The 15139-nt window shown below is 49.3% G+C and carries 12 protein-coding genes; 2 read left to right on the top strand and 10 right to left on the bottom strand.

All coding sequences use genetic code 11. The annotated features are described in order from the left end of the window. Window positions 1-11 precede the first annotated feature (11 nt). The 7 genes from QZ310_RS00615 to umuD form a co-directional block, all read right to left on the bottom strand. On the bottom strand, window positions 12-860 hold the full coding sequence (locus QZ310_RS00615; RefSeq protein ID WP_297069275.1) for a hypothetical protein: 849 nt from the start codon (window positions 858-860) through the stop codon (window positions 12-14). Beyond that, window positions 841-3048 (bottom strand): RelA/SpoT family protein, encoded by a 2208-nt coding sequence (locus QZ310_RS00610; protein ID WP_297069274.1) that lies wholly within the window; start codon window positions 3046-3048, stop codon window positions 841-843. Before QZ310_RS00610 ends, QZ310_RS00615 begins: the two co-directional genes overlap by 20 nt. A 77-nt stretch (window positions 3049-3125) precedes the next feature. Then, entirely contained in the window at window positions 3126-4436 is a 1311-nt protein-coding gene (murA, locus tag QZ310_RS00605; protein ID WP_297069272.1) for a UDP-N-acetylglucosamine 1-carboxyvinyltransferase, read from the bottom strand. A gap of 61 nt (window positions 4437-4497) precedes the next feature. After that, a complete protein-coding gene (gene murB / locus QZ310_RS00600) occupies window positions 4498-5526 on the bottom strand; it encodes a UDP-N-acetylmuramate dehydrogenase (RefSeq protein ID WP_297069270.1) in 1029 nt (342 codons plus the stop codon). A gap of 216 nt (window positions 5527-5742) precedes the next feature. Continuing rightward, the gene (locus QZ310_RS00595; protein WP_297069269.1) at window positions 5743-8205 is read right to left on the bottom strand and encodes a Smr/MutS family protein; all 2463 of its coding nucleotides are present in this window, start codon (window positions 8203-8205) and stop codon (window positions 5743-5745) included. A 69-nt stretch (window positions 8206-8274) separates the two neighbouring features. Next, entirely contained in the window at window positions 8275-9561 is a 1287-nt protein-coding gene (locus QZ310_RS00590; RefSeq protein WP_297069267.1) for a Y-family DNA polymerase, read from the bottom strand. An 18-nt stretch (window positions 9562-9579) separates the two neighbouring features. Next, the gene (gene umuD / locus QZ310_RS00585; protein WP_297069265.1) at window positions 9580-10017 is read right to left on the bottom strand and encodes a translesion error-prone DNA polymerase V autoproteolytic subunit; all 438 of its coding nucleotides are present in this window, start codon (window positions 10015-10017) and stop codon (window positions 9580-9582) included. A 128-nt stretch (window positions 10018-10145) separates the two neighbouring features. Here umuD and QZ310_RS00580 point away from each other — a divergent pair, with 128 nt between their 5' ends. After that, window positions 10146-10649: a PepSY-like domain-containing protein gene (locus QZ310_RS00580; protein ID WP_297069263.1), complete on the top strand. Its 504-nt coding sequence runs from the start codon at window positions 10146-10148 to the stop codon at window positions 10647-10649. Window positions 10650-10916: 267 nt separating this feature from the next. After that, window positions 10917-11621 (top strand): OmpA family protein, encoded by a 705-nt coding sequence (locus tag QZ310_RS00575; protein ID WP_297069261.1) that lies wholly within the window; start codon window positions 10917-10919, stop codon window positions 11619-11621. 79 nt (window positions 11622-11700) lie between these two features. Here the strand turns inward: QZ310_RS00575 and QZ310_RS00570 are convergent, their stop codons facing one another. From QZ310_RS00570 to QZ310_RS00560, 3 genes are all read right to left on the bottom strand, one after another. Beyond that, window positions 11701-13560 (bottom strand): TonB-dependent receptor, encoded by a 1860-nt coding sequence (locus QZ310_RS00570; protein WP_297069259.1) that lies wholly within the window; start codon window positions 13558-13560, stop codon window positions 11701-11703. 10 nt (window positions 13561-13570) lie between these two features. Then, window positions 13571-14536 (bottom strand): DUF362 domain-containing protein, encoded by a 966-nt coding sequence (locus QZ310_RS00565; RefSeq protein WP_297069257.1) that lies wholly within the window; start codon window positions 14534-14536, stop codon window positions 13571-13573. Between the two features lie 118 nt (window positions 14537-14654). After that, a complete protein-coding gene (locus QZ310_RS00560; RefSeq protein WP_297069255.1) occupies window positions 14655-15101 on the bottom strand; it encodes a GNAT family N-acetyltransferase in 447 nt (148 codons plus the stop codon). Window positions 15102-15139 lie beyond the last annotated feature (38 nt).

The following is a 15139-nucleotide window of genomic DNA, read 5'->3' as shown; positions in this document are numbered from 1 at the left end:
TGTGTAAAGAATTATATCGAATCCTTCTCCACGAAAGTGCGGGCCGCCTGACTGCGCGCAATATCTACAGCACGACTCAACCGCTCTTTTTCAAGGCTTGCAACCTTGAAGCGACGCAGAGTTGTGGCATAGTCGTAAAGTAGCGCAATCTCTTGGGCTTGCTTTTCGGGGAGAGGCATGGAATATGTCGAGTTTCCTACGAATGTCAGCGTGATGGGTTCTGAACTATGATTGCTGATGAAGTGGCCGACACTGTCGCACTCGGCGCCGATGAAGGTAATCACTTCTCCTCCCATCGAGCGGTCGTTGCGTTCGCCGTCGTGAGCAACGGTCGAGGTGCGGGCCTCTTCGCCTCCGGCGCTGACAGCAATAGAAGTACTTTTCACGCTTTTGGCTTTCAGCGATGACATGAGGTAGAAATTACCGTCGGGGCTTACACGAGCCTGCAGCCCTGTCGTGCTGAAAAATTTCGCAGGGTCGGCAGTCGCAGCAGTGTAATAACCTTCAATCGGATTTTTGACGAATTTAATCAGACGTTGAAGGGAATCGCCGCGCACGGCAAGGACGGCTGAAAGCGAATCGGCCTGTTCGAGTTTCTGGAGTGTCAATCCTTCGGTCGCCTTGGTCGCGAGGTGAAGGGCTTCGCGACGCACGTCGATTTCCTTGGGATAGGCATTCTTGATAGAGTCGGTAAGGGAAAGGGAGTTTGCGAAGTTTCCGGCTTCGTAAGCCTGACGCGCCTCATCGAGCAGCGCGGTGGCTTTTTCTGTGTCACCGTTACCGCTACACGACACAGCGAGCAGTGCCAGTCCGGTGAGGGCCGACAGTTTGATTTTATGTTCAGTTACTACGTTCGACATCTTTTACGCCTTTTACGGTTTTGATTTTTTTGATAAGGTTGTTGAGAGAGGCCGTGTCGCTTATGCCAACGACAATGAATCCGGAGAATATGCCGTCTGACGAATCAATGGATATATTGCGCAGGGTGACATCTTTCTCCTTATTGATAATAGAGGTTATATTTGTGACAATTTCAATGTCATCGTTACCGACAATCCTCAGAGTGGCAGCGAAGCGGCTGCCGACTTTTCCTGACCAGCGGGTGCGTATGACACGATAGGGATATTTGTAGCGGATATGCGAAGCGTTCGGGCAATCCAGACGATGGATTTTGATAACGCCTTCAGCGGAAACGAAGCCGAACACGTCATCACCGAAAATCGGATTGCAGCATTTTGAGAGACGGTAGTTGATACCTTTGATGTTATCGCCGATTATCAGAATATCGTCAGATGCACCGCCCGTGCGCTCATGGCTCTCGAGCAGCTCGAACTCTTCGGCACTCCGGCGTTCGGTCTCCGCACGCTTGTCGGCATTCTCGATAAGCTCATATTGCGTGATGACATCATTGACATCTATAATCTCATCGCCGATTGCCTTGTAGAAGTCGGTAACGGTCTTATAGCCCATCTTTTTAATGGTGCGCATAAGGGTCGCCTCCTCCAATTCCACTTTGCGGTTCTTGCAACGGCGGTGGAGGAGTTCCTTACCGAGTTCAGCCGAACGGTTGGCTCGTTCGTTGATGGTCTGACGGATTTTATTGCGCGCTTTTGAGGTCACAACGAAGGAGAGCCAATCCTGCTTGGGGACCTGACCCGGTGCTGTGGTAATCTCGACCGTATCGCCTGAATGAAGCTTGTAGTTTAGCTTGCGATTGCGGCCGTTGACCTTTCCGCCGACACAGGTGCAGCCAAGTTTCGAATGGATGTTGAAGGCGAAATCAAGAACGGTCGCTCCGAGAGGCAGACGATAGAGATCGCCACGGGGAGTGAAGACAAAGACCTCCTTGTCGTAGAGATCCATCTTGAAATTCTTCATCAGCTCCATTGGGCCTTCGGCAGTTTCGAGAATGTCACGGATATTGTTCATCCATGTGTCGAGATCCCCTTCGCTCTTGATACCTTTGTATTTCCAGTGGGCGGCAAGACCTTTCTCCGCCACAAGGTCCATGCGCTTGGTGCGAATCTGCACTTCCACCCATTTGTTATCGGGCCCTTTCACTGTTGTGTGAAGCGATTCGTAGCCGTTGCTTTTTGGAATAGACAGCCAATCCTTCATTCGGGCGGGATTGGGAGTGTACATGTCGGCAACGATTGAATAGACATTCCAGCAATCGGCTTTTTCGCGTTCGAGAGGTACGTCGAGGATTACACGGATGGCAAAAAGGTCGTAGATTCCGGAAAGCTCCACATGCTGTTTGCGCAGCTTGTTCCAGATGGAATATATGGACTTCGTGCGTCCCTTGATTTCATATTTTAATCCTGTCTGATCCAGTTTCTCCTTAAGAGGAGCAATGAAATCGGCGATATAGGCATCGCGTGCCACTTTTGTCTCGTTGAGCTCCCGTGCGATTTTGGTATATGTCTCTCGCGAAGTGTATTTCAGTGACATGTCCTCCAGCTCGCTCTTTATCTTGTATAGACCGAGACGGTGGGCGAGGGGCGCATAGAGATAATTTGCCTCGAAAGCAGTGTCAGTAACAAACTTTTCGTCGGGGTGATGATTGATTGCGCGCATAAGGGTCAGACGCTCTACAATCATTATTATTATGACACGGATGTCCTCGGCGAAAGTCATGAGCAGACGACGGAAATTGTCGGTCTTCACCACACCTTGTTTACCGTAAAGGGTGGAGACCTTCATGAGGCCGTTGACCATACGCTCAATATCTTCATCCCAATCCGAGCGCACACGTTCAAGCGACAAAACTTCATCGACGCAAAGGCCGTAGAGCAGTGTCGCTATAATCATATTTCGGTCAGGGGAGACCATATCGCAAAGCGCGATAGCTGTTTCGAGGGTATGGACAACTTTGTTCAAGCCATGACGGTCAGCCACCGGATGGCCATCCCCGTATGCTTTGATGACCGCACGTTTTACAGTTGAAAAATCGGATGGTTTCGCCACATCCGAACTTTCAGCCAAAAGTTTGCGAACGAGATTTATTATTTGTACCCTCTCGTCGGAGGGCAGTGACGTTTTTTCCATTCTGTAAGTTGCAAGAGAGATGAGCGGGAGGGAGTGGCGCGGAATTGACGGAACCGCGCCGCTCCGATTCCGATTCTTTAGTCACGACGGTAGATACATGCTCCGATGGAGTTCAGTCGGGTGTCGATGTCCTGATAGCCACGGTCAATCTGATCAATGTTATCAATGGTCGAAACACCCTTCGCACTCATGGCCGCGATCAGCATGGCGATACCGGCACGGATGTCGGGGGAGTGCATCTTGTTGGCGCGGAGCGGAACTTTGTGGTCAAGGCCGATGACAACTGCACGGTGCGGATCACAGAGCATGATCTGGGCACCCATGTCGATAAGGCGGTCAACGAAGAAAAGTCGGCTTTCAAACATCTTCTGATGGATGAGCACACTTCCCTTACATTGGGTTGCCGTCACGAGCATGACCGAAAGGAGGTCGGGTGTGAGACCGGGCCAGGGAGCGTCGGCAATTGTCGGGATTGAGCCATCGAGATTTGTTTCGATTTCGTAGTGTTCCTGTGCAGGGATATAAATGTCGTCGCCTCGGCGTTCGAGGTTGATGCCGAGACGGCGGAAAGAGTCGGGGATTATGCCGAGGTTGTCATAGCTGACATCCTTGATGGTGAGTTCACTGTTGGTGATGGCTGCCATGCCGATGAAGCTGCCGACTTCAATCATGTCGGGTAATATTGTATGGTCGGCACCGGAGAGCCTTTCCACTCCGTTGATACGGATAAGGTTTGACCCTATTCCCTCGATTGATGCGCCCATTCCGACAAGCATCTTGCACAGTTGCTGGACGTAAGGTTCACAAGCTGCGTTATATATGGTGGTAGTGCCTTCGGCAAGAGTCGCAGCCATGATGATATTCGCTGTTCCTGTCACCGATGCTTCGTCGAGAAGCATGTAGCACCCCTTCAGACCGTCTACGGTCACAAGGTAGTATGCCTGACGCTCTTCATTGTAGGCAATCATCGCGCCAAGTTTTGAAAGGCCTGTGATATGGGTGTCCACACGACGACGCCCAATCTTGTCGCCACCGGGTTTGGCAAAATAGGCTTGACCGAGACGGGCGAGAAGCGGTCCGACCACAAGGACCGAGCCTCTGAGTGAGGCGCAACGCGACACGAAATCGGCGCTCGATATATAGTCCTCATCAAGATCGTCAGCCTGGAAGCGATAAGTGTCATCGCTGAGCTTATCGACCTTGACGCGCATGGCTTTAAGCAGATTTATAAGATTGACCACATCCAGAATGTTGGGCACATTGTGGATGGTGACCGGCTCGGAAGTGAGAAGAGTTGCGCAGATTACTTCAAGCGCTTCGTTTTTGGCCCCTTGAGGACTGATGCTTCCGCTCAGCCTATGGCCGCCTTCAATAATATAAGTGCTCATGTCGGGAGTGTGAATAAATGGTGAGTTGAAACGTGTTTATGCAATTTAAATGCTTTTGAGGTCAAATGTGTTCAACCTCCGGCGTGAGAGTTATGTTAAAACGGTCGTTGACAGACTGTATTATTTTCTTTTCAAGGCCGATGACTTCTTCCGGGAGGGCCTGACGGTCAGGATTGACTATCACGAGCGGTTGCAGATGCCAGACCGCAACGTTTCCTTCCTTGTATCCTTTCCATCCGCATTTGTCGATGAGCCATGCGGCAGGAATCTTATAACCGGAGTCAACCTTGTAGTGCGGTACGGCGGTATCCGACCCCTCTTTTTCGCAGATTTCTTTGAAGTGCTCTTCTGAAATCACAGGATTTTTAAAGAAACTTCCGGCACTCGGAGTGACAGCCGGATTCGGCAGTTTCGAGTCGCGGGTAGCGATTACGGCTGCCCGGATGTCATTGGGGCGCAATGAGTCGACATCTTTGCCTTCAAACGCTTTTTTAAGCGCGGGATAAGAAAGATTGGGAGAGTGAAGAGGAGTCAGGGCATAGTCGACGGCATGGATTATATAGCGCTTCTTTGCATCTGATTTCTTGAAGATGGAATCGCGGTAAGCATATCTGCAATCCTCTTTCGAGAATGTGACAAATTCACGCTCCACTTCATCAAAAGCATGGACAGCGACAATGGCATCGCAAGCTTCCGTACCGTATGCTCCGACATTCTGGACAGCGGACGCGCCAACCTCACCGGGAATACCTGAGAGGTTTTCAATTCCCCAAAGCTCACGGTCGCAAGCCCATCGGATGAAATCGTCCATAGTCTCGCCTGAACCGACCCTTACGATCACTTCTTGCGGATTCTCACATATAATTTCGAATCCTTTTATGGCGCTGTGCAGCACCACCCCCGGAAAATCGCGGGTGAAAAGCAGGTTGCTGCCGGCTCCGATATGAAATTTTTCGACATCCTTACGGATTGTCGAAAGCAGAAAAGGGATGTCGTCAGCTTTCGTGTATTCCATAAAAGCTCCGCATTTGACCTTCATTGCGAATGTGTTGCGTGAAGAAAGATCGTAGTTGTCAATAGTAGTAATCATTTTACCGCTGGTTAGGTCCTCGGACAGCATTGCAGCCTTGGATAATTCATTCCACAAATTTAGTCAAAAATTCGGGAGTATGATTAGTTAGGTCGTAAAAAATTACATAAAATGTCCTATATAGCACTATATGTGAAGTGCAACCGCTCTCATCCTCGGTTGAATCCGGATAGAAGAACGGTTGCACTTTAAAGGTCTATTTCAAGTTTAAAAAGTCTATTTCAAGTTTACGACTGTGATTCCAGCCCCTCCGAATCTGACATCCTCATCATGGAACGACTCGATTCCGGGAGTGGTTGACAGGAGCTGACGGACAGCCTGCCGCAACGCTCCGGTTCCGGTTCCGTGGAGAATTCTCACACGGGCTATGCTGAAGCGGATGGCATCGTCGATGAAATAAGTGACAGCCTGTATCGCCTCATCAGCTCTCATTCCGCGCAGGTCTATCTCCTGCTTGAAATTCAGTTGACGTTCATAGCCGGAATCGATGGTCTGCATGGAAACGGTGGATTTCGCTCCTGATTTCGGTTGTGCGTTCGTGACACTCAGACGGTCAGTCTTCACCGTGGTCTTAAGATTTCCGAAAGCGACAATGGCATTCTTACCTGACACTTCAAGAACGGTTCCGACTGTCCCGGCTCCGTCAAGTTTCACATTTACACCGGGAGCAATGACCGGCTTCGTCTGCTCTGCAGCGACGGTAGCGACAGTTGCCTTGTTCTTTTTCTTTTTAGGAGCTTTCGAGAGAATCGCATTGTTGTCACGGTGGTTTCTTGCATCCTTCTCCAAGGCCAGACGCTCTTCTTTCAGTTTCCGGCGGGCTTCGAGGGTGCGTTCGCGCTCGGCGTTGGCTTGCTTGATGTCGGCAATGGTTCGCTCGATGGCCGCATTGGACGAATCAAGAATCTTCCGGGCTTCCGCACGGGCCTCCTCAATGATGTCGCGTCGTTTGCTCCGCAACTGTTCGGCATCTTCGGAATACTGCGCAAGCATCTGTTCAAGTTTTTTCTCTTTCTGACGGATGGCTGTACGCTTGTTTTCCCAATAACGCTTGTCGCGGGTGATGTCGAGAAGATAATTGTCGAGATTCATGTATTCCTTGCCGACTATCTCTTCCGCCGCCGAGATGATTTCAGCCGGAAGACCTATTTTACGGGCAATCTCAACCGCAAACGAAGAGCCCGGATTTCCGAGTGAAAGCTTGAACATCGGTTGCATCAGATGACGGTCATAGAGCATGGAACCGTTGATGAGACCGGGAGTATCTTCCGCGAATTGTTTCAGAATCTGATAGTGGGTGGTCACGATTCCCCACATCTCTTTGGCATTCATCTGTTCGAGAATCGCCCGCGCCAATGCACCGCCAATCTGCGGTTCCGTACCGGACCCCATCTCATCAATAAGGAAGAGTGAGCCTTTGCGGCCGCGCTGAAGCATGAATTTCATGCTCCGTAGATGACTGCTGTAGGTCGAGAGGTCATCCTCAAAGGATTGGTCATCACCTATGTCCACAAACATGTCCTTGAACACTCCGAAGTGAGAATTGTCGTAGACTGATGGGAGGATGCCACATTGAAGCATGTATTGCAGCGTCCCGACAGTCTTCAGGCATACTGATTTACCGCCTGCATTCGGACCGGAAATCACAAGGATACGTTGACCGGAGTCAAGACGGATGTCAATGGGGACGATCTCACGGTTGTGGCGTTCGAGAGAGAGTTTGAGTACCGGATGACAGGCGTGGTACCATTCCATTTCTTCATTCTCATGGAGATTGGGCATTGTGCCCCCTACGGCATCCGCATAATTGGCTTTGGCGTTTATAAAATCAAGGTGATAGATGATTGACGCGCCCGCAAGCATTTCCTGGATATGTGGACGCAGTTGGTCAGCGATGGAAGTGAGGATACGGATGATTTCGCGATGCTCTTCGAGTTGGAGTTCGCGCGTCAGGTTGTTGGCCTCGACCACCTCAGCAGGTTCGATGAAAAGGGTCTTTCCGGAAGCAGATTCGTCATGTACGATACCTTGTATCTTCCTCTTGTTCATCGGTGGAACTGGAATGACGAGACGGCCGTCGCGCACTGCGGGAGTGGTGTCGGGTTCAAGCCACCCTTGCGAGATGGCGGAGCTGAGGACACGGCGCAGGATAGAGTTGACACGGCCCGACATGCCACGAAGACGCGAACGGATTTCGGCCAATGCCGATGATGCATTGTCCTTGACCAGTCCGGACGTGGAATCAATGGCGTGGTCAATCAACATGCCAAGTGACGGTGGAATATATGAAAGCTCTTCGGCAATATCGGAAAGCACAGGGTAGGGGGTGCGTCCGTCTGTCTTATGACGTTGGAAAAACAGGGCAACGGCACAAAAACAGTCAAGCATCCTCCTGACTTTTATGAGATCCTTGATTTCAAGGAAAGTACCCGGAATCTTTATGACAGCGAGATTACGGTCGATGTCGTTGACACCTTCGAGCGGGACGGTTTCGTCGCTATGGTTTGCCGACACCATCTCATTGACAGCAGTCAGGGCTGTGCGAATGGCTTTGAAATCAGACATGAAAGCCATCTCCTCGCAGCGTGTGCGGGAACCTTCGCAATGGCAGCGCGCAGCAATCTCCGAACGCACACCGCTGAAACCTATCTTTTCTTCTATTCTTTCAGGATAAATCATGATGCAAAAGTACAAAATATTTATCAATCGCAGCAATCTTCCTCTTGGCTGCAATTGAGTCCGGTCAAATTAATGCAGGGATATGATGTCACCCCAACGGGTAGTAGGGCAGGATGAGCGGTGTTCGTGGCGCATGATGTCGGCTGATGATTTACAGGGAGAGGCCCCTCCATATATCTGCGCACCGAGTGTGACGGTAGCATTTCCCCTGACGCGGTTGATTCTGTCCAATGTCTCGTCAAGTCTGCGACGGCGCTCCGCCTTCTCCGGGTCATATTCGAAAAGATCATGTTGCAAACCTTCTCCTCTGGAGATTCCCATCAATATCACACCCGCTTTCTTATAGGCATAGCCTTCGCGGAATATATGGTCAAGAGCCGTTGTCGCGCCTTCGACAATATCTATCGTCGAAGAGGATGGATTAGCCAGGTGATAGTCTATCATTTGGCCGTATTGCGGGAGGTCCTCACGGTTGCGGTTTGTCACGATGAACACTCCGACGATTGATGCAACAGAATTCTGTCGGCGGAGTCGCTCTGCGCACTTGGCAGCGAAATTGGCTATGTGGGTGCGTAGAGTAGGGAGGTCGCTCACCATTGTAGCGAAACTTCGGCTGCGAGTGATACTCTTCTTGGGAGCCATCTCCTCGTCAGGGATGCAATCTTCGCCACGGAGTTCACGCCATGTCCGCTCAGCCGTCACGTTGAGCTGATTCTTGATCCAATCAACCGGTCGGGAGATGAAATCAAGAGCTGACACAACCCCTTGACGTGAGAGGCGGGCGCCAATCCGTCGGCCAATCCCCCACACATCTCCGACATCCGTGAGAGCCAATGCTTTCATCCGCTTCTCATCCGTGTCAATCACACAGCAATGTCGGTAACCGGGGTAGTTCTTCGCAAAGTGTACGGCCAACTTCGCCATAGTCTTATTGCGTGCGATCCCGACACTGAGCGGCATTCCTGTCGCACGGCCAATCCATGCCGAAAGGCGTTCACCCCAAGCCTTGATTTCATCGTATGGCATGTCGGGCAACACGCAGAATGCTTCATCTATCGAGTATCTGAAAAATGATGGCGACACCTTTCTGATAAGGCTCATGACACGGGCTGTCATGTCGGTATAGAGTTCATGGTTGGAGGAGAAGGCAATCACTTGCCGTTCGTCAAACCTTTGTCGCAACTGATAGAAGGGGATTCCCATTTTCACGCCTAAGGCTTTGGCCTCACGACTGCGCGCAACGACACAGCCGTCGTTGTTCGACAGCACGACTACAGCCTTCCCCTCAAGATCAGGACGGAAGACGCGCTCGCAACTGACAAAACAGTTGTCGCAATCACAGATGGCGTAATACATGGTATTGAATAGAATCTCCTATGACTTCCACTTCTTGATGGTCCACACCACCACACCCCAGACTTTGAAATCATCTGCACTTGAAATCCGGATGGGATTGAAAGTAGGATTTGCAGGACGCAACTCAATGTAGCCTTGATGACGGTGGGAGAGATCGAGATATTTGATGGTGAACTCATTGTTGACGTATGCGACGATTATGTCGCCGTCCTCAGCCTCTACCGAACGGTCAATGACAGCGATGTCACCGTCGCAGATTCCGGCATCAATCATTGAATCACCGTAGACACGTCCATAGAAGGTCGCTTCCGGGTGACGGATAAGGTCACGGTTGAAGTCGATAGAATCCTGTTCGTATCCCTCGGCAGTGCTTGGGAAGCCGGCTTTTATAGCGCTTGCAAAGGGAAGCTCACAGGGGTTTTCAAAACGTGAATCTATGATTTTTATATATGACATTTACGGATGAGCGTTGATCAATATTTCAGGATATGGTAATAATACTTAACTCCTTGACAACCAATCGAACTTTTAAATTCAGCGGTTGTTTCTAAGATAAATGCAAAGATAATAAAAAAATTACAGTTATGAAATTCAGAAATCTGATATCGGGCATGGCCTCATTGGCTATCCTGTTTGGAGCGGCTGATGCTGTGGCACAGGTCCCGATGAACTACGGAGGGAACCCCGGTATTGTAATGGCGGGGTCAGCAGATTATTCACAGTTGCCTAAAAAGGCTCAGGCATTCATCGAAAAACATTTCAAGAATGTGGGAGTGCGCACATGTGAAAAATATTATGCCAAAGGCAAATTTGAAGTTGAGTTGCAGAACGGAATCGATCTCGAATTCAACACCAAGGGTGAACTCATCGAGATAGATGCTCCCGACAATTCATTGCTTCCCGTCACAGTCGTGAAGGATATGATGCCGCGTAAAGCCTACGAGCGTCTCGAAAAAGATGGCTATTCAGGTAATGTCGAGTCTATCGAACTCAATCGGGGCAAGGTGTATGAAGTTGACCTTAATATTCCCGGTCCTGACACTTACGTATTCAACATTGACGGCGTCTTCCTTGCCATCGAAGATTAATGCCCTGTAAACCATTCCGGCCACTCTTGTTTAAACGGTCGGTTTAAGGCAATTAAAACACATAGAAGAGCAATAGCAATCTGTCTGTCAAAGCAGATTTTACTATTGCTCTTCTATGTGTTTTATTTATTTCGGGGCGTTTTTATTACATTTTATCGTTTTTTATTGTGATTTTCAGAGAATTTAACCGGTTTTAGCCGTGAGTAGGCTTTCTCCCAAATGTTTTATTAGTATGAATAAAGCTATTACTCACAAAAGCTATTGATTATGGAAACTCACAAAGATTATCAGGAGAGGTTGCCGGAACATCCGGAACCATTGGAACTGACCGCTCATGAAGAAGAGAAAGTCGCGGCTGCTCCGATTGCAGAGGGAACAGAGCCTGTCGTCACTCCCCCTGTAAGTACGGGACATGGCATGGGATCATTAGGGTGGGCCGGATTGGCTGCCCTTGCGATTGCAGTATTGATTGGATCAATATATTTCTTCTCATATCGTTCACAACATGATCCGACTCAAATCGGACAGTTGGAGGCTTCGGCTGTCACTCCCGGAAACAATCTCAAGTCCGGGAAATATATCAAAGTGAAACGTGCCGGTGACGGAAACATCGCAGCAGCATCGACAGCATCTAATGCTCAGAATACCTCAGCGACTTCCGGCGATGACGTTGTCTACCTTTTCCCATTGGACGGATCTGAGATTCCCGAGGACGCAGTTCTCAACAATCTTGCCGCCAAGGTGTCAAAGTCAGGAGCATACGTTGCAGTGGTCGCCTACACAGATGAAAGTGGCAATGCGGCCTACAACCAGCGCCTCAGTGAACGGCGAGCAAAAAGAGTGGGAGATTACCTGATTGCACACGGTGTTCCGGCCAACCATGTTAAGACAAAAGGCTTGGGGCAGACCCATGCTTATCCCACCGCTGCACAGGATCGACGTGCTGAAATCCACGTCACCTATCAGCAGTAAGAAATTTTAGTCAGAAATAAACGAATCGGACGAGCTTGAATCAAGTGTGATTGCAACTCGTCCGATTTTACATATTTCCTTAAAAAGAAAGTTTGAAACCACCCATAGCTGTAATGCCGGGCATTTCGTAGCCACGGTTTATCGTATAGCGCGTATCCGTTATATTTTCCAATCGCATGAAAATATCGGCATAACGGCAGGTCTTATATGTCAGTTTCAGATTCAGCAGGGCATAGTTCTGTTTCTTTACATCATCGGAAACGTACAGGCCTCCGACACCTTTCAGGTCGGCTGCAATCTTGAACTTCCGGAAAAGTGTCAGTTCTGCTCCAAGATAATACTGATTTTTCGGTGCACCCGTGAGATTGGGAAGGGTGGTATGGAGATAACTGTAGGATGCAAACAGCATAAGGTTGTCGAGTGGATGGCTTCTGGCTGTTATCTCCAAACCTTTGTTGATGAATCTTCCCGTATTCACATTCTTATTGTCAAGCGTCTGTATCATATTGGTTCCTCTGCTGAAATAGGCTGTAATATCAGCCGAAAGATAACGGGAGAATCTTTTTCCGACGGAGACCTCATAGTTCATCATCCTTTCCGGCTGTAGGTCGGGATTTGCCATGCGGTAGAGATAAAGCTCGCGGAAGGATGGGTTGCGGTAGCCCATGGCGAGAGTGGCCTTGACGGTGAAATCAGCTCCGGGATTCAACGAGAAGCCGAATTGAGGAATCCATCGGGTGGAAAACATATCGCTGTTGGCCATCCTGATGCCGCCGTTCAGGTTTAACCGTTCTCTGGCAAAAGATTGCGACAGGGTCAGATATGGGGAATACTCCGTGATGCTTTTACGACTCATGGTGCTCATAGAGCCTTCTGTATGGCTGTTGCCGCCGGAGACCGGAATTTCTCCACCGTAGGTATTGAAATCAAAGCCGACTGTTGCAGCTGCTCCCTGCCACGGAATAAAATTCTGATAGGCAAGTACGCCGAAACGGTCATCCTTGCTGTGAAAATGACGAGGATCATCCACGAAGTGATTCCCATAACTGTAATACAATCTCACAACGCCATTAGTGGCTCCGTATGAGTTGGAGATGCTTGCGGAAGCTTCTCCTCGCGTGATGCTCTGCCGGTATATGTCGGTCGATTCGGGATTGGACAATTTAGGATAGATAGGGTCGTTACCTTTGAAATTCATCAGAGTATAGTCGGCTGTGGCCTTCCAATTCGCAGAAATATCATAACCGATCTTGACATATCCGTCGGCCTGTTTGAAATCAAAGTTGTCGACAGTGCCATCTGTCCGATTATATGACAATGATGCAAGAGATGAGAATCTCCCGATACGGATGGTATTTGTGGCGGATGACAACCAGGTATTGTATGAACCGAATTGTGACGAAAGAGTGGTGCGGACCCCACGTTCCCGTGGATTCTTAGTTATGACATTTATGACGCCGGCCATGGCATTCGAGCCGTAGAGCACTGACCCGGGCCCTCTCAGAACCTCCACACGTTCGACATATTCCTTGTCGTAGAAATCCGCTATATGGTGAGAATAAATTCCTGCGAACTGAGGCTGTCCGTCGACCATCATCAACACGGCACTCGCACGGTCGCCACCGACACCTCTCAGTTTGATATGTCCCGAACCACCGTTGCTGACACCGAAGCCAAATATGCTTCGTTCAGAAACGAAAAGGCTCGGCACCATGCCGGAGATTGCCGACAGTACTTGGGTTTGACCGGTGGATTCAAGTCTCTCCTGTCCGATGACCGACACGGAATAGGGCAAAAGGTTCGTGGCAACTGAAGAGTTTGAACCGGTGACCACAACTTCACCTAAACTCACCGAATCGGCGACCTCATTTCCAAATCCGGCAACTGGATGAATGATTGCCGACAGGAGGATGAGAGAATTCAGATTCGTCAGTTTCATAGTGCGGTTTTCATTTCTTGTCAATATCCACTATCCGATAGTCAAGAGAACCGAGACCAATCCCGGCTGCATAGTCAACGATGTGGGTGCCGTGCTGACGGTTGATGCGTTCCTGAAGAGCGGTTGCATCATCGCCTTGGGTTGATGGATAGTGGAACACAAGGTCAAGACAAGCCCTATCAAGCGCCACCGGGTCAAGGGAGGCCAGTATGCCGATGTCTTTCATTTCGGGGTCATGAGGGTGTCCGTCGCAATCACAGTCAACGGAAAGATTATTCATGACATTGATATAGACAATGTTTCCTTTGAAGTAGTCATGTACGGACTGTGCGGCGGCTGCCATTGATTCAAGGAAAGCATCCTGTCCGTCCTGATTGCTGAACGCATGGTCGGTATCGTCGTAACGTCCCGCGGTGTGGATGATGACCTTCCCCTCACGGGATGCGATTCCGATGCTCTGGTTTTTCAACACTCCGCCGAAACCACCCATCGCATGACCTTTGAAGTGGGCGAGATTGACAAGAAAATCATAATTGGCGAGATGCTTTCCAACGCGGTTGAACTTGAGCCATTTCTTATCCGATACGGGAATATCGATGGAACCGTCGATGTCCATGAGATCAACTTCCGCAATTTCATTGTAGCCACGTTCACGGATTGCCTTAAGATGCTCCTCGCTTGAAAAACGGTTTCCTTTGTATGCGGTGTTACATTCGACAAGGGTGCCGTTGACTTCCTCAACGAGATTCTTGATGAGTGCCGGACGCAAATGGTTGCTTTTTGATGATTCACCGGTACTGATTTTCACAGCCACACGACCTTTTGGCTCGACACCCAGCGCCTCATAGATTCTGACGAGAGCTTCAGGTGTGATTTCACGGGTGAAATATACGGTCGATTCATTGCTGGATTTTTCTTCGGCGAAAAGGCCGAAAACGCTTAATGCTACAAGTGTTAATGTGATTATCCTTTTCATTGCTTGAAATGTTTGCTTTTACCGGAGCAAAATTACATCAGAAAAGCACTACACTTCTTATATAAAATACCGTAAGTCTTACCAATATTTCATAATTCGACAATCACACAGGTTTCAGCTATAGCGGTTTCCGCTCATCATGTCGCAAATGGAGTATTGGAAACGGACGACCCATTGAATCCAGAGCGTCGCGGGCAATCACGTTGAATCCGTGTTTCCGGTAAAATTCGAAAGCGCGGACATTCTGTTCGTTGACATCAACCTTATCAATACCTTTGTCAAGTGCGAATTTAACGAACAATGTACCTATTCCGGAGCCTTGGTATTCCGGAGCTATGAAAAGCATCTCAATCATATCGTCGCTGAGTCCGATAAATCCTGCGATTACATTATCTTCGTCTCTCACGACAAAGAGGGTGACGTTTGGAAGGTAGTGCGATGGCATTTTTGACCGGATCTCGTCAATGTCGCTTTCAGAAAGGAAATGATGGCTGGCGCGCACTGATTTTTCCCAGACACAAACAATCTCGGTATAGTCTCTTTCGGTAAATAATTCAATAATCATACTGCAAAGTTACATTTTATTAGTCCCATCCGCTATAA

The organism is uncultured Duncaniella sp. (assembly GCF_910577345.1).
GTDB lineage: Bacteria > Bacteroidota > Bacteroidia > Bacteroidales > Muribaculaceae > Duncaniella.
Note: the sequence above shows the minus strand (reverse complement) of the source record. Positions and strands in the feature narration are given on the sequence as shown.